Source organism: Rhodococcus opacus (assembly GCF_012396235.1).
GTDB lineage: Bacteria > Actinomycetota > Actinomycetes > Mycobacteriales > Mycobacteriaceae > Rhodococcus_F > Rhodococcus_F opacus.
The window spans coordinates 97,551-117,971 of the sequence record NZ_JAAXPA010000016.1 but is presented as its reverse complement, the minus strand read 5'-3'; the positions used below and the strand labels follow the sequence as shown (position 1 = coordinate 117,971).

18 protein-coding genes and 2 tRNA genes are annotated in these 20,421 nt (G+C 67.2%); 7 read left to right on the top strand and 13 right to left on the bottom strand.

Annotated elements, in window-relative coordinates; all coding sequences use genetic code 11:
* Positions 1-21 precede the first annotated feature (21 nt).
* Positions 22-1,407 (top strand): NAD(P)/FAD-dependent oxidoreductase, encoded by a 1,386-nt coding sequence (locus HGB39_RS21725; protein WP_005570687.1) that lies wholly within the window; start codon positions 22-24, stop codon positions 1,405-1,407.
* Entirely contained in the window at positions 1,404-2,405 is a 1,002-nt protein-coding gene (locus tag HGB39_RS21720; protein WP_005570685.1) for an ROK family protein, read from the top strand. Before HGB39_RS21725 ends, HGB39_RS21720 begins: the two co-directional genes overlap by 4 nt.
* A 326-nt stretch (positions 2,406-2,731) precedes the next feature.
* Here HGB39_RS21720 and HGB39_RS21715 read toward each other — a convergent pair whose 3' ends face one another.
* Positions 2,732-4,201, bottom strand: coding sequence for a sugar porter family MFS transporter (locus tag HGB39_RS21715; RefSeq protein WP_005570683.1), 1,470 nt, complete (start codon positions 4,199-4,201; stop codon positions 2,732-2,734).
* Positions 4,202-4,440: 239 nt separating this feature from the next.
* On the opposite strand from HGB39_RS21715, the gene HGB39_RS21710 reads away from it, so the two are divergent.
* A complete protein-coding gene (locus tag HGB39_RS21710) occupies positions 4,441-5,493 on the top strand; it encodes a LacI family DNA-binding transcriptional regulator (protein WP_081276553.1) in 1,053 nt (350 codons plus the stop codon).
* Positions 5,494-5,537: 44 nt separating this feature from the next.
* Here the strand turns inward: HGB39_RS21710 and HGB39_RS21705 are convergent, their stop codons facing one another.
* Positions 5,538-6,404 (bottom strand): sugar phosphate isomerase/epimerase family protein, encoded by an 867-nt coding sequence (locus HGB39_RS21705; protein WP_043792009.1) that lies wholly within the window; start codon positions 6,402-6,404, stop codon positions 5,538-5,540.
* Between the two features lie 70 nt (positions 6,405-6,474).
* Complete coding sequence (locus HGB39_RS21700) at positions 6,475-7,668, bottom strand: phytanoyl-CoA dioxygenase family protein (protein WP_005570678.1); 1,194 nt, start codon at positions 7,666-7,668, stop codon at positions 6,475-6,477.
* 72 nt (positions 7,669-7,740) lie between these two features.
* Between HGB39_RS21700 and HGB39_RS21695 the strand changes: the two genes are divergently transcribed.
* Positions 7,741-8,754 (top strand): LacI family DNA-binding transcriptional regulator, encoded by a 1,014-nt coding sequence (locus HGB39_RS21695; RefSeq protein WP_005570675.1) that lies wholly within the window; start codon positions 7,741-7,743, stop codon positions 8,752-8,754.
* 27 nt (positions 8,755-8,781) lie between these two features.
* Here the strand turns inward: HGB39_RS21695 and HGB39_RS21690 are convergent, their stop codons facing one another.
* The 8 genes from HGB39_RS21690 to HGB39_RS21655 all read right to left on the bottom strand — a co-directional run bounded on the left by HGB39_RS21690 (position 8,782) and on the right by HGB39_RS21655 (position 16,801).
* Positions 8,782-9,555 carry a M23 family metallopeptidase gene (locus tag HGB39_RS21690; RefSeq protein WP_005570674.1) on the bottom strand — a complete coding sequence of 258 codons (774 nt, stop codon included), beginning with the start codon at positions 9,553-9,555 and terminating at the stop codon, positions 8,782-8,784.
* A gap of 260 nt (positions 9,556-9,815) precedes the next feature.
* Complete coding sequence (locus HGB39_RS21685; protein WP_005570673.1) at positions 9,816-11,750, bottom strand: bifunctional sugar phosphate isomerase/epimerase/4-hydroxyphenylpyruvate dioxygenase family protein; 1,935 nt, start codon at positions 11,748-11,750, stop codon at positions 9,816-9,818.
* A gap of 7 nt (positions 11,751-11,757) precedes the next feature.
* Positions 11,758-12,198, bottom strand: coding sequence for a type II 3-dehydroquinate dehydratase (gene aroQ / locus HGB39_RS21680; RefSeq protein ID WP_005248177.1), 441 nt, complete (start codon positions 12,196-12,198; stop codon positions 11,758-11,760).
* A 68-nt stretch (positions 12,199-12,266) separates the two neighbouring features.
* Positions 12,267-13,547 carry an ATP-dependent Clp protease ATP-binding subunit ClpX gene (gene clpX, locus HGB39_RS21675; protein WP_005248181.1) on the bottom strand — a complete coding sequence of 427 codons (1,281 nt, stop codon included), beginning with the start codon at positions 13,545-13,547 and terminating at the stop codon, positions 12,267-12,269.
* Between the two features lie 240 nt (positions 13,548-13,787).
* Positions 13,788-14,450 (bottom strand): ATP-dependent Clp protease proteolytic subunit, encoded by a 663-nt coding sequence (locus HGB39_RS21670; RefSeq protein WP_005264334.1) that lies wholly within the window; start codon positions 14,448-14,450, stop codon positions 13,788-13,790.
* 48 nt (positions 14,451-14,498) lie between these two features.
* Positions 14,499-15,086 (bottom strand): ATP-dependent Clp protease proteolytic subunit, encoded by a 588-nt coding sequence (locus tag HGB39_RS21665; protein WP_005264333.1) that lies wholly within the window; start codon positions 15,084-15,086, stop codon positions 14,499-14,501.
* Positions 15,087-15,270: 184 nt separating this feature from the next.
* Positions 15,271-16,665 carry a trigger factor gene (gene tig / locus HGB39_RS21660; RefSeq protein WP_005264332.1) on the bottom strand — a complete coding sequence of 465 codons (1,395 nt, stop codon included), beginning with the start codon at positions 16,663-16,665 and terminating at the stop codon, positions 15,271-15,273.
* Between the two features lie 59 nt (positions 16,666-16,724).
* Positions 16,725-16,801 (bottom strand) — tRNA-Pro (locus tag HGB39_RS21655).
* A 139-nt stretch (positions 16,802-16,940) separates the two neighbouring features.
* Between HGB39_RS21655 and HGB39_RS21650 the strand changes: the two genes are divergently transcribed.
* Positions 16,941-17,014: transfer RNA gene (locus tag HGB39_RS21650), tRNA-Gly, on the top strand.
* A 254-nt stretch (positions 17,015-17,268) separates the two neighbouring features.
* Positions 17,269-18,087, top strand: a complete 819-nt coding sequence (locus HGB39_RS21645; RefSeq protein WP_005570672.1) for a hypothetical protein — start codon at positions 17,269-17,271, stop codon at positions 18,085-18,087.
* Positions 18,088-18,094: 7 nt separating this feature from the next.
* Here HGB39_RS21645 and HGB39_RS21640 read toward each other — a convergent pair whose 3' ends face one another.
* Both HGB39_RS21640 and HGB39_RS21635 read right to left on the bottom strand, forming a co-directional pair.
* On the bottom strand, positions 18,095-18,892 hold the full coding sequence (locus HGB39_RS21640; protein WP_005570671.1) for an Fpg/Nei family DNA glycosylase: 798 nt from the start codon (positions 18,890-18,892) through the stop codon (positions 18,095-18,097).
* A 6-nt stretch (positions 18,893-18,898) separates the two neighbouring features.
* Positions 18,899-19,372: a ribose-5-phosphate isomerase gene (locus tag HGB39_RS21635; protein ID WP_005248193.1), complete on the bottom strand. Its 474-nt coding sequence runs from the start codon at positions 19,370-19,372 to the stop codon at positions 18,899-18,901.
* Positions 19,373-19,439: 67 nt separating this feature from the next.
* Between HGB39_RS21635 and HGB39_RS21630 the strand changes: the two genes are divergently transcribed.
* Positions 19,440-20,414 (top strand): M48 family metallopeptidase, encoded by a 975-nt coding sequence (locus HGB39_RS21630; protein WP_043792007.1) that lies wholly within the window; start codon positions 19,440-19,442, stop codon positions 20,412-20,414.
* Positions 20,415-20,421: the final 7 nt, after the last annotated feature.

Here is a 20,421-nt window from a genome sequence, read left to right as displayed (position 1 = left end):
CGTTCGATCGAAAGGAACTTCATGAGCGACACCTCTCTCGCCCGCCGTCATCGGGTCGTGGTCATCGGATCGGGATTCGGCGGCCTCTTCGCCACCAAGGCTCTGAAACGGACGGACGTCGATGTCACTCTGATCGATCGCACGACACACCACTTGTTCCAGCCGTTGCTGTACCAGGTGGCGACGGGAATCCTGTCCGAGGGTGAGATCGCGCCCGCGACCCGGCTCGTCCTCGAGGACCAGCAGAACGCGTCCGTCCTGATCGGCGGAGTCGAGAAGATCGACGTCGCCGATCGGACCGTCACCTCCACACATCGCGGCCGCACCACCGTCACCGAGTACGACAGCCTCGTCGTCTCGGCGGGCGCCCGCCAATCCTATTTCGGCAACGACCATTTCGCCGAGCACGCACCCGGAATGAAAACGATCGACGACGCCCTCGAGCTGCGCGGCCGCATCCTCGGCGCCTTCGAAAGCGCCGAGGTGAGCACCGATCCCGCCGAGCGGGCGCGACTCCTGACGTTCGTCGTGGTCGGCGCCGGGCCCACCGGAGTCGAGATGGCCGGCGAGATCGCCCAGCTCGCACACCGCACTCTCGCCGGCGCCTACCGCACCATCGATCCCCGTGACGCGCGGATCATCCTGCTCGACGCGGCGCCCACGGTGCTCCCGCCCTTCGACGACAAACTGCGTCGAGCTGCCGCCGACACGCTGGAGGATCTCGGCGTCGAGATCCAGCTCGGCGCGATGGTGACCGACGTCGACGACGACGGACTCACTGTCCGCGACCAGGACGGGGAGCGGCGGATCGAGGCCGCCTGCAAGATCTGGTCCGCCGGCGTCGCAGCCAGCCCGCTGGGCCGGCAACTGGCCGAACAGACCGGCGCCGACACCGACCGCGCGGGCCGTGTCCTCGTCGAACCCGACCTCACCCTCCCCGGCCACAGCAACGTCTTCGTCGTCGGGGACATGATGAACCGCGACGGCCTTCCCGGCGTCGCCCAGGTCGCGATCCAGGGCGGCCGCTACGCCGCGCAGCTGATCGCCGCGGAGGTGCGCGCCCACCGGAAAGGTCGCGACAAGCCCGAACGCGCCCCGTTCCGATACACGGACAAGGGCAGCATGGCCATGATCTCCCGCTTCCACGCGGTCGCGAAGGTCGGCCGCCTCCAACTGACCGGGCTGCTCGCCTGGCTGCGCTGGCTCCTGATCCACCTGGTCTACATCGTCGGCTTCAAGAGCCGACTCGCGACCGCCATCTCCTGGACCTGGTCGTTCCTGGGCAGGACCCGGGGACACCTGGCGGTCACGGAGCAACAGGTGGTCGCGAGGACAGCCATCAACCGGCTCGACGCCTGGGAAGATTCCCGGGCGGTACCCGAGGCGGCGACGGCCTCGGCACGGTGAGTACCGTCGCCTCCGTGCCTGCTTCCGCTCTCACCGTCGGCATCGACGTCGGTGGTACCAGTATCCGTGCCTGTGTGGTCGACGACACCGGCGAGGTACTCGACTCCGTCCAGGCACCCACACCGCAGTCGGCGAAAGCCCTCGAGGACGCGCTCGACCGTGCCGTCCGCGAGCTCGCGTCCCGTCATCGGATCGCCGCCGTCGGTCTCGCCGTGGCCGGATTCATCAGCTCCGACCTCACCACGGTGCGATTCGCCCCGCACCTGCCGTGGAAGAACGTGCCGGTCGCGAACGATCTGAGTGACCGGCTCGGACTGCCGGTAGTCCTCGAACACGACGCGAACGCGGCGGCGTGGGCGGAGCACCGGTTCGGTGCCGCCGCCGGTGGTCGCAATGTCGTGATGGTCGCGATCGGCACCGGCATCGGTGCGGCTCTGCTCATCGACGGCACGCTCTACCGGGGCAGTTACGGCGTCGCCCCCGAGCTGGGTCACCTCCAGGTGGTGCCGGGCGGCAGACCGTGCGCGTGCGGTAAACGGGGGTGCTGGGAACGGTATTGCAGCGGAACAGCTCTCGTCGACACGGCAATCGAGCTCCTCGCCGCCGACCCGGCGACTTCCACGCTGCTCGCACGCGAGGTCGCGAGCGACCCGGGATCGCTCACCGGCCGCCGCATCGCGAGCGCCGCGCGGGACGGCGACCCGCTCGCCGTGCGCACCATGGAGGAGTTCGCACGGTGGCTGGGCGTCGGACTCGCCATCGTCGGTGACGTCTACGACCCCGATCTCGTCGTCGTCTCCGGTGGTGTCAGTGGTTCGGCTCCGCTGTTCCTCGACCACGCGCGAGACGTCTACGCCTCTCTCGCAACCGGTTCCGGGCACCGTCCCCTCGCCCGCATCCGGGAAACCCAACTCGGCGAATCGGCCCAGCGGATCGGGGCCGCGACGATGGCCAGGGACGCACTACTGAACGGAGCTCCGCTCCCCGTGCGTGGTTGAGGAGTCTCTGGGCTCGTCGGGCACTCACGGGCGCGGTCGAGGATTCGGGCCGTGAGCGATCGGGAAAGCAACGAACTGCGTGCGCGCCTCGGTGAGGAAGCGTTGCCGGTCCTCGCTGCCATCCGGAAAAGCGCGGTGCAGGCGACGATCTCACCTCACCCACAATCGGTGCAGACCTCCCCGCGCCCTCCGACTGCTCATCGAGCGCTCCCACGACCAGCAGGACGCGAAATTGTTACACGACCTGCTCGGGAGGCGGGCCACACACCACCACGCACCGGCACCACCACCCGAAGGCGGCGGCGCCGGTGCCTGAGATCCAGCGATCAGTGGGTGGCGACGGCGGCGGTGCTTCCCGCAGCCGACGCGTCGGGCTTGCCTGCGCCGAGGCGGTCCTCCAACTCTTCGAGGCTGCGACCCTTGGTTTCCGGGACGAAGCGGTACACGAAGTACACCGAAATGAGGTTGACGAGGACGAACAGGCCGAAGGTTCCGGTGGATCCGAGGACCGAGTTCAGGATCGGGAAGACGAACGAGATCAAGGCGTTCGTCGTCCAGAGCACGAAGACCGCGAGGCCCATGGCGAACCCGCGGATGGCCATCGGGAAGATCTCCGAGAGCAGCAACCACACGCAGGTTCCGATGAAGCACTGCACGAAGGCGACGAACACCATCATCGCGGCGAGGATGATGTAGCTGCGGCCGGTGGACGAGGGCAGCAGGAACACCAGGGACAGCGCGGCCTGCGAGGATGCCACACCGATGAATCCGGTCAGCAGCATCGTGCGACGATTCACGAAGCCCAGCAGGATGATTCCGACAATCGTCATGACCACCGACGTGACACCGACCGCGATGGTGGCAACCAGGGACGCGCTGACACCCAACCCGCTCTGTTCCAGGATCGTCGGGGCGTAGTAGTTGACCGTGTTGATACCCGTTGCCTGCTGGACGATGGCCAGACCGCAGCCGATCCAGAGGATCCGGCGCATCCAGGGATAGTCGCGCAGATAGTGGACGGCTCCACTGACCTTCGAGTTCCGGTCGCGGGCGGCGTGGACGCTGATGCTGGCGTACTCGACTGCGGCCTCCGACTCGCTGCGGCTCAATTCGAGCGTCCTGCGGGTTTCGGCGAACCGGCCCTTCGACGCGTACCACCGCGGCGAATCCGGGAGCGCGAGCATGCCGAGCAGCAGGAGTACCGCGGGCACCGAGGCGATGGCCAGCATGTACCGCCACACCGTCGGATCCTCGATCAGGTGATCGAGTAGCGCGTTGATCGAGAAGGCGAGCATCTGACCGGTGACGATCATCAGTTCGTTGATGGTGACCATCCGACCGCGGCGCTCGACCGGCGCCATCTCGGCCAGGTAGAGCGGGCAGGTGACGGCGGCGGCGCCCACACCGAGCCCGAGGACGATCCTGGCCAGCACCATGATCTCCACGTTGGGGGCCATCGCACACCCGAGGGCGCCGACGAGGAACAGTCCCGCGCAGACGAGGAGCGTGCGCTTGCGACCGAGAGCGTCCGACAACCGGCCTCCGAGCAGCGCACCGACGGCGGCACCCGGGAAGAGCAGCGAGCTCACGACAGTGGCTTCGCCGACCGCGCTGAGGTTCAGCTCGTCCTTCATGTAGAGCAGCGCACCGGAGATCACACCGGTGTCGTAGCCGAACAGCAGTCCCCCGAGCGTGGAGATGACGGTGAGCTTGGTCAGGAAGCGTTTGTGACTGCGCTCGTTACGCGCAGCGCCGCCGCTTCCGCGGGCACTGGCAGCCGAGTGGGTTGTCGACATCAGGTGTATGGCCTTTCTGGGGAATGCTCACGCATCGCGACACGGAAGATCGGTTCACGTGTGTCGATATCGCCCGAGTGCGCTCGGCTCGATGCAGCCGACGGGGCGTTCTCTCCTGGACTGAAGCGCTTCACTAACGCGCTTCAGTTACCTACTATGATGTGAATCACAGAGGGTGTCAAGGGCAGATGACGCGATGCGTGAGAATGTCCCTGACGACGCGACCGAGGGAGATCGAGATGCTCGACGATCGAGCCACCGCGCACGACGGTGCGGAACGGCTACCCGCCGGCCTGCACCGACGCCCCACGATGGCCGATGTCGCGACGCGGGCCGGGGTGTCGCGCACCCTCGTGTCACTGATCTTCAGCAACAAACCCGGCGCCTCCGACGAGACGCGGGAACGCGTCCTCCAGGCCGCGGACGAACTCGGCTACCGGCTCGACCGGGCCGCCCGCATGCTCGCCCGTGGGCGCAGTCGCACCCTCGGTGTGCTCATCGACGTCCACCAGACCTTCCAAGCCGACCTGATCGGAACCATCTACGCGGAGGCCGAGGCCGCCGGATACGAAGTCCTGCTCTCCGCGAGCGCACCCGCCCGGGACGAACACAAGGCGATCGAAGCGCTTCTCAGTCACCGGTGCGAAGGCCTGATCCTGCTCGGTCCGCTGTCCGAGGCCGACTATCTGCGGACGCTCGCGGACCGTGCCGTCGTCACCGTCGTCGGCCGCGCACTCCCCCACACCGCCGTCGACACCGTGCGGACCGCGGACGCCAAGGGCATCAGGCAGTCCGTCGACCACCTCGTCGAACTGGGACATCGTGACATCGTGCACGTCGACGGCGGAGCGGACCCGGGGTCACCCGAGCGTCGTCGCGCGTACCTCGCGGCGACGCGCAAGCACGACCTCTCCGACCACATTCGCGTCATTCCCGGTCAGCACACCGAGGACGCAGGTGTCGCCGCCGCGAACACCCTACTGGCGGAGGACCGCCTGCCGACCGCGGTGCTCGCCGGCAACGACCGCTGCGCCATCGGCCTCATGGACGTGTTCACCCGCGCCCACGTCGACGTGCCCGGCGACATCTCGATCGTCGGGTACGACGACAGCCACCTGGCACAGTTGTCGCGGATCGACCTCACCACCGTGCGGCAGGACACGGAGGGTCTGGCGCGGCGCGCCGTGCAGTTCGCCATCGGGCGACTCGAGGACGAGGACCTCGTCCCGCAGGATTTCGTGATCGACCCCCACCTGGTGGTGCGCGGCACGACCGGTCCGGCCCGGTCGTAGCCGCGTCCCCGCCGGCACCCCGATTCAGCGCAGAGGCAATGGCCTCACTTCGTGATGCTCCTCAGGTATTCGACGCTCCGGACGACGTCCCGCACGGGGCCTTCGCCTTCCGGTTCCGACGCGAGGATGGTGTCCTGTTCGAGGACGTACCAACCGTCGTAACCCTGATTCTGCAGCCGCTCGACCACCCCGGCGATATCCACGTCTCCGGTGCCCAGTGGCGTGTACATCCCCTGCGCGACGGCCTCGGTGTAGGTGAGTTCGCCCGCCCGGACCCGCCCGAGAAGCGCCGCATCGACGTCCTTCAGGTGCGCGTGCGCGATCCGCTCGGGGGCCGTGGTGACGAGGTCGAGGGGGTCGGTGCCGCCGATCAGCAGGTGTCCGGTGTCCAGGCACAGCGGGATCGACGAGCCGTCCAGGATGCGGTCCACCTCGGCGCGGTTCTCGATCATCGTCCCCACGTGGGGGTGGATCACCGCCCGGAGCCCCCGGTCGGCAGCGGCCGACGACACGCGGTCCAGGTTGCGCAACAACGTCTTCCATCCCGAGTCGTCGAGTTCCGGTCGTGAATCGTAACCGATGGCTCCCGTCACCGCCGCCAGGACCATCACCTCCGACCTCGACGCGAGGAGTGAGTCGATCGCCCCGCCGACAGCAGCGACCGCGTCGTGATCCGGATCGTGGAGCAGTACCGGGACGAAGCCCCCGACCGCAGTCAGGTCGTAACGGGCGAGAGTGTTCGTCAGCTCGTGCGGCTCCGAGGGGAGGAATCCGTCCGGACCGAGTTCGGTGGCAGCGAGGCCGGCGTCACGCATTTCGGTGAGCACCCGGTCGGGGCCGAGCTGGTGGCCCCAGCCTTCCACCTCACACACTCCCCACGAAATCGGTGCGCCTGCAAGTCGAATCGTCATCGTCGTGTTTCATCCCATCGCACCGGACGGTGCTGTTGTAGTGACAGTGTGGCCGTGTCGACAATCCCGCTCACGGCCGCCGCCGGGTGGTCTGCTCGGCCAGACGCTCGGCGAGCACCGCCGGATCGGCGTTTGCCCGCAATGCTTCCCACACCGTGTCCACCTGAGTGGCCGGCGCGAGACTGTGCACCGGCTGATCGTGGTCGAGGTTGGTGGGGAACGGGTAGCACTCGGCCGTCGCGACGACGGCATTGCGAAGGGTGCACTCGCTCGCTCCGGCACTCTGCCGTGCCAACAGGGCCGGATATACGGCGTTCGCCATCGCCTCCCGGTCCAGCACCTCCATCGCCCGGCCGAACGGCGACGAGATCTGCAGCAGATTGGCCGTCCGCCGGATCGCGTCCGAACGGTTGTGGCCTGCACCGTGGTAGAGCGCCGGGTTGAAGAACACCGCGTCGCCTTTCCGCAGCGGCAGCTGAACGTGACTGTCGCGGAAGAACTCGACGAACTCCGGCCGGGAGAACGCCAGGTAGCCCGCCTCGAACAGGTGCGAGTACGGCAGATACAGGGTGGGTCCGCTCTCGACGGGCATGTCGCAGTGCGCCACCGCGCCCTGCAGTGTCAAGGTGGCCGACATCCGGTGCAGGTGCGCCGGATACTCGGTCAGCTCGTCCCGGGGCACGATGCCGAGGTGGTAGTCCCGATGCGGCACCTGCGCGGCACTGCCGGGGTTGACCACGTTGACCTGCGACGTCACCTGATACAGCGGCCCCAGCCAGCTCTGGCAGATCAGCGCGAGAATGTCGTTGGAGTAGTACTCGGCGAACACCTCCGGGGCGCCGAGAGCCAGCTTCTGCGCGGCGTTCCAGATGCGGTCGTTGGCGCCCGCCTTGCCGAAGTGGTCACCCACCACGCCACCCGACACGTGCTGCTGCGCGATGAGGAGATCGAATTGTTCCGTGGCGCGATCCACCACCGCGAGATCGCTGAAGGCGTTCTGGAACACCACGATTCCGGGTCCGTCGGTGAGCGCGCGCACGAGTTCGGTCTGCACGGCGCGGCGGGACTGCGCGTCGTCGAGGTGGGGCATCAGCGAGTCACTGCGGTACAGCAGGACGTTCCGTTCCACGGAGTGAGCGAACGGGTAGTCGGCGAGGTTCGTCGAGCGGTCAATGGACGCGCGAAACGAGTCGAGGTCACAGTCGGAGTCGGAGTCGCGGATCCACTCACGCCGGCCGGTCGGCGGAGGAGTCGTGATGGTCATGGGGATAGTCTTGCTGTGATGTGAGCGCCGAACAACAGCAGAAATCCATCATTTTCACCTCAGGAGCCGGCCGTGAAGCACCGCTACAAGGTCCGTGAGATCGCCCAGCAGTCGGGATTGAGCGAGGCGACCGTCGACCGCGTGCTCCACGAACGCCCCGGAGTACGGGAATCGACGAGAGCGGAAGTGCAGCAGGCGATCCGCGATCTCGACAAACAACGCACTCAGCTCAAGCTGAGTGGGCGCAAGTTCCTCGTCGACGTCGTCATGCAGTCACCCGAGCGCTTCACCACCGCGTTCCGCGCGGCCGTGGAGGCGGAACTGCCCGCTCTCGCTCCCGCCGTCGTGCGCTCACGGTTCCATTTCCGGGAAACCGGCTCCACACCCGCGATGGTCGAGACCCTTGATCGGATCGGGGCCCGCGGCACGCAGGGCGTGATCGTCAAGGCGCCCGACTCCGTCGAGGTCGTCGAGGCCATCGACCGGCTCACTGCGGCGGGGATCCCGGTGGTCACCTATGCCACCGACGTGCCGGGCAGCTCGCGGGCCGGCTACGTCGGGATCGACAACCGGGCCGCGGGGGCGACCGCCGCCTATCTCGTCGACCAGTGGCTCGGCGAGGTGTCGTCCACCGTCCTGATCACGCTGAGCAGCAACGCCTTCCGGGGCGAGGAGGAACGGGAGATGGGGTTCCGCGCCGCACTGCGAAGTTTCGGCACCGACCGTGCGGTGATCGACATCGCCGAGAGCGACGGGCTGGACGCGACCATCGAGAGCCTCGTCCTCCGGGCCCTCGAACAGAACCCGGACATCGCGGCCGTCTACTCGATCGGCGGCGGCAACGTGGCCACCACCCGCGCATTCGAACGCACCGGCCGCGCCTGCCGCGTGTTCATCGCCCACGACCTCGACGAGGACAACACGCGGCTGCTGCGCGCGGGCACGCTCTCCGCGGTGCTGCACCACGACCTCCGGGCCGACGCCCATCTGGCGTGCCGCATGCTGCTGCAGGCCCGGGGCGCGCTCGGTGGAGTCGCGACCGCGGCGTCACCCATCCGGGTGGTCACCCCGTACAACCAGCCGTGACGGCGTGGATCGGCGACTCGCCCGCGCCTAGCCCTGCCCCTGGGGGACGGGGACGCCGCGCGATTGGAACCAGCCCGCCGGATCGATCTTGGTTCCGTTGACCGCCCACACCTCGTAGTGCAGGTGCGGTCCGGTCGACTGACCCCGGTTGCCCATGGTGGCGATCTGGTCGCCGGCCCGGACCTGCTGCCCGACCGACACCAGTGAAGTGTCGATGTGGCCATACACGCCGGTGGTGCCGTCGTCCTGCTGGATGCGGACCCACAACCCGAATCCCGACGCCGGACCGCTCTCGATCACGGTGCCGTTGGTGACAGCCTTGATCGGGGTGCCGATGGAGTTCGCGATGTCGATCCCGTTGTGGTTCGTGCCCCACCGCGGGCCGAAGCCTGAGGTGAAGGTGCCGACGGCCGGGACCAGCACGGCGGGTCGACGCGCCGCTTCCTCGGCCGCAGCCTGACGCGCGGCCTGTTCGGCGGCCTCGCGAGCCAGCCGCTCGACCTCGGCCTTCTCGAACGCCAGCCGCTCGACCTCACGCTGGGCGGCGCGCTGGAGTTGCTCGGCGTAGTCGACGGGTACCGGGCGCGTGACCTGTAGGAACTGGGGCGGCGTCGAGAGAGACATGCCCGTCTCGGTCGACGCCTGCGCTACCTCACCGGTGGCCGCGGAGGCGATCCCCCCGGATGCGAGCAGTGCAGCGGCTGCCAGCGAGGTCGCGACCAGCCGTCTACGGGAGGTCTTCGTCGAACGGAGGCGCCGGGTGCGCCGGGCTTGCGGGACGGTGTTCGGGTGTAGAGCCAAAACCACATTCCTCTGTCGAGTGCGTGATCGATAACGAAACGGTCACGGTTTCGACACAGGTTAGTACGGATCGGGCCGAATCCTGCGCGTCGCGTTGACACACTCGGACGGGGTCAAGGTCTCGAACTGGATTACTCGACCTCATCAGTCACATGCACCCCGTGGGCCCACATCGACGACAGTGGTCACGCTCCAAAAGTGTCCGAAGTCACGGAGCCCGCGGTCGTGACCGCGGGCTCCGTGACCTTCGAATCGACCGCTCAGCCAGCCGCCCGCAACTGGGCCGCCAAACGCATCGCGGAGTTCGCGTCCCCGTATCCCTCGTAACCGCCGACGCGTTGCACCACCTCGAAGAACAGGTCGGCGCCCACCGTCTGGGTGAACAGATGGAAGAACTCGCCGTGCGCATCACGGTCGTACATGATGCCCGACCCGCTCATCCGGTCCAGGAGTTCGCGGGAGAGCCCGAAGCGGGCCTCGAGGTCGTCGTAGTAGTTCGGCGAAATCACAAGGGGCTCGAACCCGTTGGACTGCATGGTCGCGGCGGCGGTGAAAATGTCCGTGCACGAGAACGCGACGTGACTGATGCCGCCGCGCCGAGCCGCGGCGATGTGGGAGTTGCCCGACACCGCACCCGGAACCATGTTCAGGGAGATGCGCAGCGGACGGTCGACGCCGTCCGCACCCGTCTGATCCATCGTCAGCGCCTGACTGCGCATCATTCCGACCGCGTCGGTGACATCGAGGCCCTCGTGCGGCGCCATCGCGAACACCGAACGGAGCAGCAGCATGATGCCGTCCCAGTTGTCGGACGGCACGGCGAGCGCCACGTGATCGACACCGGTGAAGACGGGCACCTCATCCTGCCAGCGCGACTCCGTCGGATACAGATCGAACGCCGACTGCCACGACGCGGCGCTGCCCGGGCCGCGCAGATCCAGCGACGTCGCGTCGGTGATCTTGAGACGCACCACATCCGATTCGGGTGCGGTGTCGACACCGGGCAACAGGACCTCGTGCACCGGGACCTCGAGCGCCGCGGCGCGCTCACCCCACGCGTCGGGATCGCTCGACCGGATACCGATCTGGGTGAGCACCGGCAGGTGCGCAGGCAGACCCGGAGCGGTCCACACCGTGCCCGCGGTCGCATCGACCACGATGGTCATCCGGCCGTGCCGCCACAACTGGAGGTCGTGGCTGCGGTGCCGGCCCACCAGACGGAATCCGATGTGCTGCAGCGCCTGCCGAAGGTCGGAATCCTTGCCCGGACCGGCCGCGAGCCGGAGCGACACGATGCCTTCGAGGGGTGCGCGCGGCGGCGGCTCGAACAGCGTCAGGCCGCGACCGGTGTCCTCACCGCGCTCGGCCTGCACGCGTGCGACCTCCTCCTGGAGGTACAGCAGCGAGCGGTGCGCGTCGGCGGCCGTGCGCCCCGTGGACGACTGCCGGAACGTGTCGTTGAAGATCTCGAGCGACCACGGTCCGGTGTATCCAGCGGCCTGGACGTGCGCGCCGAACGTCGCGAGATCGAAGTTGCCCTGCCCCGGGAAGTTCCGGTGGTGCCGGCTCCACTGCAGGATGTCCATCGACATGCGGGGCGCGTCGGCGAGTTGGAGGAAGAAGATCTTCTCCCCCGGGATGTCGCGGATGCCGGACGGGTCGTCGCCGCGGGAGAGGATGTGGAAGCTGTCGAGGCAGGTACCGAGGGCAGGATGGTCCGCGTCCTGCACGATCTTCCACGCGTGCCGGTACGTGTTGACGTGCGTGCCCCAGGCCAGCGCCTCGTAGGCGATGCGGAGACCCCGGCTGTGTGCGCGCTCGGCGAGAGTGTGGAGTTGCTCGGTCAGGCGAGCGTCGTCCCGCACCGCCTCGGGCAACGGCGACGAGCACACCAGCAGGGTGTCGCAGCCGAGCTGCTCCATGATGTCGAACTTGCGCTCGGCTCGGATCAGGTTGCGCGCGAACGTCGTGTCGTCCACGGAGTCCAGATCGCGGAACGGCTGATACAGATCGAGTGTGAGTCCGAGATCCGCTGCGCGGGAAGCCAGCTCACGCGGCGACCACGGCGAGCTCACGAAATCGGGTTCGAACACCTCGAATCCGTCGAACCCGGCCGCCGCGATCGCGGTAACCTTCTCCTCCAGCGATCCGCTCAGGGATACCGTGGCAACGCTCGTACGAACCTGTCGTCCCATGGCGGCGTCAGCCCTTGTTGCAGATGAAGTCGACGGCCAGCGCATAGCCGAGGATTCCGAGTCCGGCGATCACACCGGTCGCGACCCCGGACACGTACGAGTGGTGCCGAAATTCCTCGCGGGCGTGCACGTTGCTGATGTGCACCTCGACGAGCGGCACCTCGAGCGTCACCAGGGCGTCGCGCAGCGCCACCGACGTGTGCGTGAAACCGCCGGGGTTGATCACGACGCCCGACGCCGTGGTCCGGGCCTCGTGCACCCAGTCGATCAGGTGGCCCTCGTGATTGGACTGCCGCGCGACGATCTCACGTCCAGCCTTCGCGGCAGCCGTGCGGCACAACTCCACGACATCGTCGAGCGTCTCCCGCCCGTACACCTCGGGCTGCCGCTGCCCCAGCAGGTTCAGGTTGGGGCCGTTGAGAACAAAGATCGGTCCGGGAGCGGTCATCGCGCGCATTACCTCCATTTGTACGAACTAGTGAGTTAGTTCGCACCCAGGATACAGCGCGCTCCCGCCTAGGCGGACTTGTCTCGGCGTTCTCCCCGCTCCGGCTTGCGCGGAACGATGGTCGGAAGCACGTTGTCGTTGACCGTCTCGGCGCTGACCACGACCTTCTCGACGTCGTCACGGCTCGGGATGTCGTACATGACCGGCAGGAGGACTTCCTCCATGATCGCGCGGAGTCCACGAGCACCGGTGCCGCGGAGGATCGCCTGGTCGGCGATGGCCTCGAGCGCGTCCGTGGTGAACTCCAACTCCACGCCGTCCATGTCGAACAACCGGTTGTACTGCTTGACCAGCGCGTTCTTCGGCTCGGACAGGATCTGGACGAGCGATTCCTTGTCCAGGTTCGTCACCGACGCCACGACCGGCAGACGTCCGATGAACTCGGGGATCAGCCCGAACTTGATCAGGTCTTCCGGCATGACCTCTGCGAAGTGGTCCTGCGTGTCGATCTCCGCCTTCGACCGCACCTCGGCGCCGAAACCGATGCCGCGCTTACCCACGCGATCGGACACGATCCGCTCGAGGCCGGCGAACGCGCCCGCCACGATGAACAGGACGTTCGTCGTGTCGATCTGGATGAACTCCTGATGCGGGTGCTTGCGACCGCCCTGCGGCGGCACGCTGGCCTGCGTGCCCTCGAGAATCTTCAGCAGAGCCTGCTGCACACCCTCACCGGACACGTCCCGCGTGATCGACGGGTTCTCGCTCTTGCGGGCGATCTTGTCGACCTCGTCGATGTAGATGATGCCGGTCTCGGCGCGCTTGACGTCGTAGTCGGCGGCCTGGATCAGCTTGAGGAGGATGTTCTCGACATCCTCACCGACATAGCCGGCTTCGGTGAGCGCCGTCGCATCGGCGATCGCGAACGGGACGTTGAGCATCTTCGCCAGCGTCTGAGCCAGATACGTCTTGCCGCAGCCCGTGGGACCGAGCATGAGAATGTTCGACTTCGCCAGCTCGACCGTCTCGCCGCGCGCATCACGACCCTTGTCACCGGCCTGGATGCGCTTGTAGTGGTTGTAGACCGCAACGGCGAGAGTCCGCTTGGCGGCATCCTGGCCGATCACGTAATTCTCGAGGAAATCCCGGATCTCGGCCGGCTTCGGCAGCTCGTCGAGCTTCACCTCGCTGGACTCGGCCAGCTCCTCTTCGATGATCTCGTTGCACAGGTCGATGCACTCGTCGCAGATGTACACCCCAGGCCCAGCAATGAGCTTCTTGACCTGCTTCTGGCTCTTACCGCAGAAAGAGCACTTGAGCAGATCCCCGCCGTCACCGATGCGTGCCATCTCGTCAGGTCCCTACTTCCTTCGTCTACGTGCAACCATCGAACCGATCCCACGCCGTGCGCGCACCGACCGAAAACGAAAGCCCGTTATGTGACCGTACCCGCAGATCGCGAGCGAGGTCGACTGGTTGTCGGTGATTCGCGCACCGATCTTCCGGGAAAGCCAGCCTTGCCGATCCCGCACCCGGCTCGCGGCAACCGCGCCGTAACGGCGTGTCGCCCGAGCCGGGGCGGCAGGAAATCACTTCTGGGCGCTGAGTTTGCGGTACTCGAGCACGTCGTCGATGATTCCGTATTCCTTGGCCTCGGCGGCCGTGAGGATCTTGTCGCGATCGGTGTCCTTGCGGATCACGTCGGCATCCTTGCCGGTGTGCTTCGCGAGGGTGGTCTCCATCAGGCGACGCATCCGCTCGATCTCGGCAGCCTGGATCTCGAGGTCGGAGACCTGACCCTGGATGCCGCCGGTGGCGGGCTGATGGATGAGGACACGAGCGTTCGGCAGGGCGAGACGCTTGCCGGGGCTACCGGCCGCCAGCAGCACCGCGGCAGCCGAGGCCGCCTGGCCGAGGCACACCGTCGTGATGTCGGCGCGGACGTACTGCATGGTGTCGTAGATCGCCATCAGCGAGGTGAACGAGCCACCCGGCGAGTTGATGTACATGGTGATGTCGCGATCGGGGTCCAGCGACTCGAGAACGAGCAGCTGAGCCATCACGTCGTTGGCCGACGCGTCGTCCACCTGCACGCCGAGGAAGATGATGCGTTCCTCGAACAGCTTGTTGTACGGGTTGGACTCCTTGACGCCGTAGCTCGAGTGCTCGATGAACGACGGCAGGATGTAGCGAGACTCGGGGCCTGCGGGCGCCTGGCCTCCCAGGCTGCGGGGATCGAACAGGTTGGTCATCAGTTCTCCAAAGGATGTGTGGGAGCGGTCAGTGAGGAAGCCGGGCCGCTACAGCCCCGTCCCGCCCGCCTGCGCCGCGCGGGAGACGACGTGGTCGACGAAACCGTATTCGAGAGCCTGCTGTGCGGTGAACCAGCGGTCACGATCCGAATCGGCGGTGATCTGCTCGACCGTCTGACCGGTGTGCTCGGCGATCAGCTCGGCCATTTCGCGCTTGGTGTGCGCGAACTGCTCGGCCATGATCGCGATGTCACTGGCGGTACCACCGATTCCGGCGGACGGCTGGTGCATCATGATCCGCGCGTGCGGGAGCGCGTACCGCTTGCCCTTGGCCCCGGCGGAGAGCAGGAACTGACCCATCGACGCGGCCAGACCCATTCCGAACGTCGCGACGTCGCACTCGGCGAACTGCATCGTGTCGAAGATCGCCATGCCGGCGCTGACCGAACCGCCGGGCGAGTTGATGTAGAGGGAGATGTCCCGGCTGGGATCCTCTGCCGACAGCAGCAGGATCTGAGCGCACAGCTTGTTCGCGATGTCGTCGTCGACCTGGGTACCGAGGAAGATGATGCGCTCGCGCAGCAGGCGTTCGTACACCGAGTCGCTGAGGTTCAACCCAGCGGTGGCTGAAGTCATGGCGGGACTCTGCAAAGTCTCCAGGTGATTGGAAGTCACGGTACCTGCCTTCTCCGTAAATCGTTGATTGCTGACACAGACACTAACGAAGGAGGGCGGCACCGGAGTCCCGGTGCCGCCCTACTTCGCTCAAAGCGGAAAACAACTCACAGCCGAACGCGAGAGAAACATCCCGCGACCAGCATTACTTCTGGTCTTCGCCCTCGGCGGAATCCGACGCAGCCTCGTCCGTGGACGCAGCCTCCTCGGCGTCGGCCTCACCGTTGCCGAACAGTTCGGCGGTGTCGACAGCGGCACCCGAGGTGTCGGTGACGGTGGCCTGCTCGACGACACCGGCGAGAGCCTTGCCGCGACGCACGTCCGCGAAGACGGCGCCGAGCTGGCCGGCCTGCTGGATCTGCTGGATGAACTGCTCGGGGGCCATGCCGTAGCGCTGCGCCTGGAACAGGATGCGCTCGGTGAGCTCGTCCTGGCCGACGGTGACGTCGGAGGCGTCGGCGATGGCGTCCAGCAGCAGCTGGGTCTTCACCGAGCGCTCGGCGCTCTCCTTGGCGTCCTTGTCGAACTCTTCGCGGCTCGTGCCCTGCTCCTCGAGGAGCTTGTTCAGCGCTTCCTCGTCGTGGTCGAGACCGTGCACGGCGTCGTGCAGTGCAGCGTCGACCTCGGCCTTGACGACGGCCTCGGGCAGCGGGACCTCGACGGTCTCGAGCAGGGTCTCGAGGACCTTGTCGCGGATCTGACCGGCCTGCTCGACCTTGCGGACGCGTCCGACGCGCTCACGCAGGTCGGCCTTCAGCTCGTCGAGGGTGTCGAACTCGCTTGCCAGCTGAGCGAACTCGTCGTCCTCGGCAGGCAGCTCGCGCTCCTTGACGGTACCGACGGTGACGGTGACGACAGCTTCCTTGCCCGCGTGGTCACCGGCGACGAGCGTCGAGGTGAACTCCTTGGACTCGCCGGCCTTGACGCCGACGACGGCCTCGTCGAGGCCCTCGATGAGCTGACCCGAACCGACCTCGTGCGACAGACCGCTCGCGGTGGCCTCGGGAACGGCCTCACCGTCGACGGTGGCCGACAGGTCGATGGAGATGAAGTCTCCGTCCTCGACCGCACGCTCGACACCGGTGAGGGTGCCGAAGCGCTGACGCAGCGACAGGAGCTGCTCCTCGACGGCCTCGTCGGTGATCTCGATCGGATCGACGGTGACGCTCAGCTCGCTGTAGTCGGGCAGCGTGATCTCGGGACGGACGTCGACCTCGGCGGTGAACTCGAGGAGCTCGCCGTCCTCGATCTTCGTGATCTCGATCTCGGGCTGACCGATCGCCTTCACCGAGGCGCTGGTGACGGCCTCGGAGTAGCGGGACGGGAGTGCGTCGTTGACGACCTGCTCCAGGACTGCGCCACGACCGACACGGGCTTCGAGCAACTTGGCCGGTGCCTTGCCCGGACGGAAGCCGGGGAGACGGATCTGTTGCGCGAGGGCCTTGTAGGCCTTGTCGAAATCAGGCTTGAGCTCCTCGAAGGGCACCTCAACGTTGATACGGACTCGCGTCGGGCTGAGCTGCTCGACGGTGCTCTTCACGGACTGGCTCCTTCGTGTGGTCGTGCTTTTCTGTGCGGCAGTTACCTGCCCTGTGGTTCTGGTCGGGGTGACAGGATTTGAACCTGCGACCCTCCGCTCCCAAAGCGGATGCGCTACCAAGCTGCGCTACACCCCGGTCGAAGCCGGCTCTCGCCAACCTCGCGAGGACCCGAGGAAGAATCCTACGGCCCCCCGATTATGAAATCCAAAGCGAGGTTGGGTACAGTCACTCATCGCAGACGACATGCATGGCGATCCCAGGTAGTCGTATGCACGGGGATGTAGCTCAATGGTAGAGCCTCAGTCTTCCAAACTGATTACGCGGGTTCGATTCCCGTCATCCCCTCCACACAGGAGCGTTCCCACCCCAGGGAACGCTCCTTTTTTCATGTTCGAGGGCGGCCGCAGAGACCGCATCCGCTATGACATGCGTCACATGGACGGTGGGCGCGGCCCCACTCGCCCTCCGCCGGACCACTCCCCCGTTCGCCGAGCGCGTAACCACGATTTCGGTCAGTACTCTGGGAGATGTCCGATTTGTCCCCTACTCGTGGATGTTGCAGCCCCGCAGCCGGCGGTCCGCGAGAACTCCGGAGGCCCACCGTGGAACTGCTACTCATTCTCGTGATCGTGGCGGCGGTCGCCTTCCTGGTGGTGAGGAGCCGCAGCAACCGCGCCGGGCAAACCGCGAACCAGCTCGAGGACGCCAAGGCAGACGCGCGCCAGGCCATCGAACGGCTCGGCGGACAGGTGTACAGCCTCACCGGATCCGACACCGCCTCCCAGCAGGCACTCGCCGACGCGTCCGAGCGCTACACCGCCGCCGGCTCCCAGATCGATCAGGCCACGACGCCCGTCCAGGCGCGTCTCGCCAAGCAGACGGCACTCGAGGGTCACTACTACATCCGCGCCGCCCGCACGGCCATGGGCATGGACCCCGGCCCGGAGATTCCGTCCATCGACGGCCAGAAGTCCGCGGGCGCGGTCACCGAGGACCGTGAGGTCGAGTTCGAGGGGCGGCAGGTCGCGGCGTCGCCGAACCCGTCGTCGAAGACACCGAACTACTACCCCGGCGGCCGCGTCGCGGGACGCCCGGTTCCGGCCGGCTGGTACTCGGAGCCGTGGTGGAAGCCCGCTCTCGTCGCAGGCGCGTGGGGCCTGGGCTCGATGTTCCTGTTCTCGGCGATGTTCTCCGGGATGGCCGGAGTGGGGTACGACGCGCAGGGCTTCGAGAGCGGAGCGGGCGACGCGTCCCAGGACACCGGTGACGCGGGCGCAGACGGCGGTGGCGACGGCGGTGACGCAGGCGCGGACGGCGGCGGCGACATGGGCGGGGACGCCGGTGGCGACGGCGGCGGATTCGACTTCGGTGGCGGCGGAGACGGCGGCGGGTTCGACTTCGGTGGTGGGTTCGACTTCTAGCCGGCCGTCAGGAGGGCTGGCAACTCGGGCACCAGAAGAGGTTGCGGCCCTTCATGACCGAGTGGGCCACCGGGGTGCCGCAGATCCGGCACGGTGATCCCGCCCGCCGGTAGACGTACGTCCGGGGACGATCCTTCGCATACGCCGGATCGCCGTGATCGTCCTCGGGACGGACGACGTGCATCTTGCCGCGGCGGACCCCGACCTTCATCAGGGCGACGAGGTCGGCCCACAGCGCGTCCCACTCGTCACGGGACAGCGCGCGGCCGGGCCGGTCGGGGTTGATGCCGTGCCGGAACAGGACCTCCGCCCGGTACACGTTGCCGATGCCCGCGATCACGGCCTGATCCATCAGCAGTGCCCCGACCGGGGTCTTCGACGCCGAGATGCGTTTCCACGCCTTGTCGGGATCGGCGTCCTTCCGCAGCGGATCCGGTCCCAGCCGCGCCTCGATGGCGGCGACCTGCGGCGGATGGAGAACCTCACAGGCCGTCGGACCGCGGAGGTCGGTGCCGAATTCGGCGCCGACCATCCGCATCCTGACCTGCCCGACCGGCGGTTCCATCGGAACGGCCGATTCCGTGAATGCTCCGTACAGTCCCAGATGGACGTGCACGACCAGTCCGGACTCGTAGTGATGCCACAGGTGTTTACCCCAGGCCTCGGACTTGACGAGGACGCGGCCGTCGACGAGGGCTGCGTCCTCGGCGAATCTGCCCTGCGGGCTCAGCACCCGCACCGGCGCACCGGCGAACCGGCGTTGGTGCAGCCGGGCCAGCCGGTGCAGGGTGTGACCTTCGGGCAAGGACGATCAGGCCTCGGGCAGGGCCGGGGCGACGCCGGTCTTCTCGAACTCGGACAGGATGTCGATGCGGCGCTGGTGGCGCTCCTCGTTCGACCACTCGGCGGCGAGGAACGCGTCCACGATCGCGAGGGACTCCTCGAGGGAGTGCATGCGGCCGCCGAGGCCGATCAGCTGAGCGTTGTTGTGCTGGCGGGCCAGCTGCGCGGTCTCGACGCTCCACGCCAGGGCACATCGCGCACCCTTCACCTTGTTCGCGGCGATCTGCTCACCGTTGCCGCTGCCGCCCAGCACGATGCCGAGGCTGCCCTCGTCGGCGACGACACGACGAGCCGTCTCGATGCAGAAGGCGGGGTAGTCGTCGAGGGCGTCGTAGACATGAGCGCCGCAGTCGACGGTCTCGTGGCCCGCGGCCTTCAGGTGTTCGATGATCTCGTTCTTACGTTCGAATCCGGCATGGTCGGCACCCAGGTATACGCGCATGACTGGTGATTCTGTCAGGCGTCCTCGCGAATCGTGTCAGGGGCCCGGGACGCTTATCGTGATCAGCATGTATCCCGACAACGGACAGAACTGGGGACAGGCGTATCCGGGACATCGGCAGGCCCCCGCGCAGCACCAGTGGAGTGGCGGGACGGGATGGAATCCTCCGGTCCCGTTGCCGGGCCTCATGCCGCACGACAGGCCCGCCCGGCACTCGTGGGAGATCCCGCTGCTCGTGGCGGCGATCGTTCTCACCGTGGTCGCCTACGTCGCGGCGATCGCGGCACTCTTCCTCGGCGTGGTGTCCACCTGGGTGCTCATCGTGCTGATCGCACCGATCCTCATCGCCGTCGGCCGCGGCCAGCTCTACGGCTCGCAGCAGGTGAACGGGATCAAGATGACGCCCACCCAGTTCCCCGACGGGTATCGGATGGTGGCCGAGGCGGCTGCGCGGTTCGGGATGACCGAACCGCCCGACGCGTACGTCGTGCTCGGGAACGGCCGGATCAACGCGTTCGCATCCGGACACGGTTTCCGCCGCTTCGTCGTGGTGTACAGCGATCTGTTCGAGATCGGCGGCGAGGCCCGCGAGCCCGACGCCCTCGCCTTCATCATCGGCCACGAGGTCGGTCACATCGCGGCCGGTCACGCCTCTTACTGGCGGCAACTGGGACAGTTCGCCGCCAACTACATTCCCGTCGTCGGGTCGGCGCTGTTCCGATCGATGGAATACACCGCAGACAATCACGGCTACTGTGTGCGGCCCCAGGGCGCCCGCGGCGCGATGGGCGTTCTCGGCGCGGGCAAATACCTCGTCAGCATCGTCGGCTTCGACGAACTCGCCGACCGGGCCACCACCGAACGCGGGTTCTTTCCGTGGTTCGTGAATCTGCTGTCGGGACATCCGGTGCTGACCTGGCGCGCCGCCGCCCTGCGGAACAGGACCCGGCACGGTCACCTGTTCGTGAAACCCGGCCAGATCTACCGCGATCCGCAGCAACTGCAGTACGCGGCCGACCCGGCCGGGCCCGTCACTCGGTGACCGTGCC

Coding starts and splice junctions, on each gene's coding strand:
- HGB39_RS21665 (WP_005264333.1), bottom strand. CDS start 15,086: ATGACTTCAGCCACCGCTGGGTTGAACCTCAGCGACTCGGTGTACGAA.
- HGB39_RS21715 (WP_005570683.1), bottom strand. CDS start 4,201: ATGTCGACAACCCACTCGGCTGCCAGTGCCCGCGGAAGCGGCGGCGCT.
- HGB39_RS21670 (WP_005264334.1), bottom strand. CDS start 14,450: ATGACCAACCTGTTCGATCCCCGCAGCCTGGGAGGCCAGGCGCCCGCA.
- HGB39_RS21705 (WP_043792009.1), bottom strand. CDS start 6,404: ATGACGATTCGACTTGCAGGCGCACCGATTTCGTGGGGAGTGTGTGAG.
- clpX (WP_005248181.1), bottom strand. CDS start 13,547: ATGGCACGCATCGGTGACGGCGGGGATCTGCTCAAGTGCTCTTTCTGC.
- HGB39_RS21630 (WP_043792007.1), top strand. CDS start 19,440: ATGTATCCCGACAACGGACAGAACTGGGGACAGGCGTATCCGGGACAT.
- HGB39_RS21710 (WP_081276553.1), top strand. CDS start 4,441: ATGCTCGACGATCGAGCCACCGCGCACGACGGTGCGGAACGGCTACCC.
- HGB39_RS21685 (WP_005570673.1), bottom strand. CDS start 11,750: ATGGGACGACAGGTTCGTACGAGCGTTGCCACGGTATCCCTGAGCGGA.
- HGB39_RS21725 (WP_005570687.1), top strand. CDS start 22: ATGAGCGACACCTCTCTCGCCCGCCGTCATCGGGTCGTGGTCATCGGA.
- HGB39_RS21700 (WP_005570678.1), bottom strand. CDS start 7,668: ATGACCATCACGACTCCTCCGCCGACCGGCCGGCGTGAGTGGATCCGC.
- HGB39_RS21635 (WP_005248193.1), bottom strand. CDS start 19,372: ATGCGCGTATACCTGGGTGCCGACCATGCCGGATTCGAACGTAAGAAC.
- aroQ (WP_005248177.1), bottom strand. CDS start 12,198: ATGACCGCTCCCGGACCGATCTTTGTTCTCAACGGCCCCAACCTGAAC.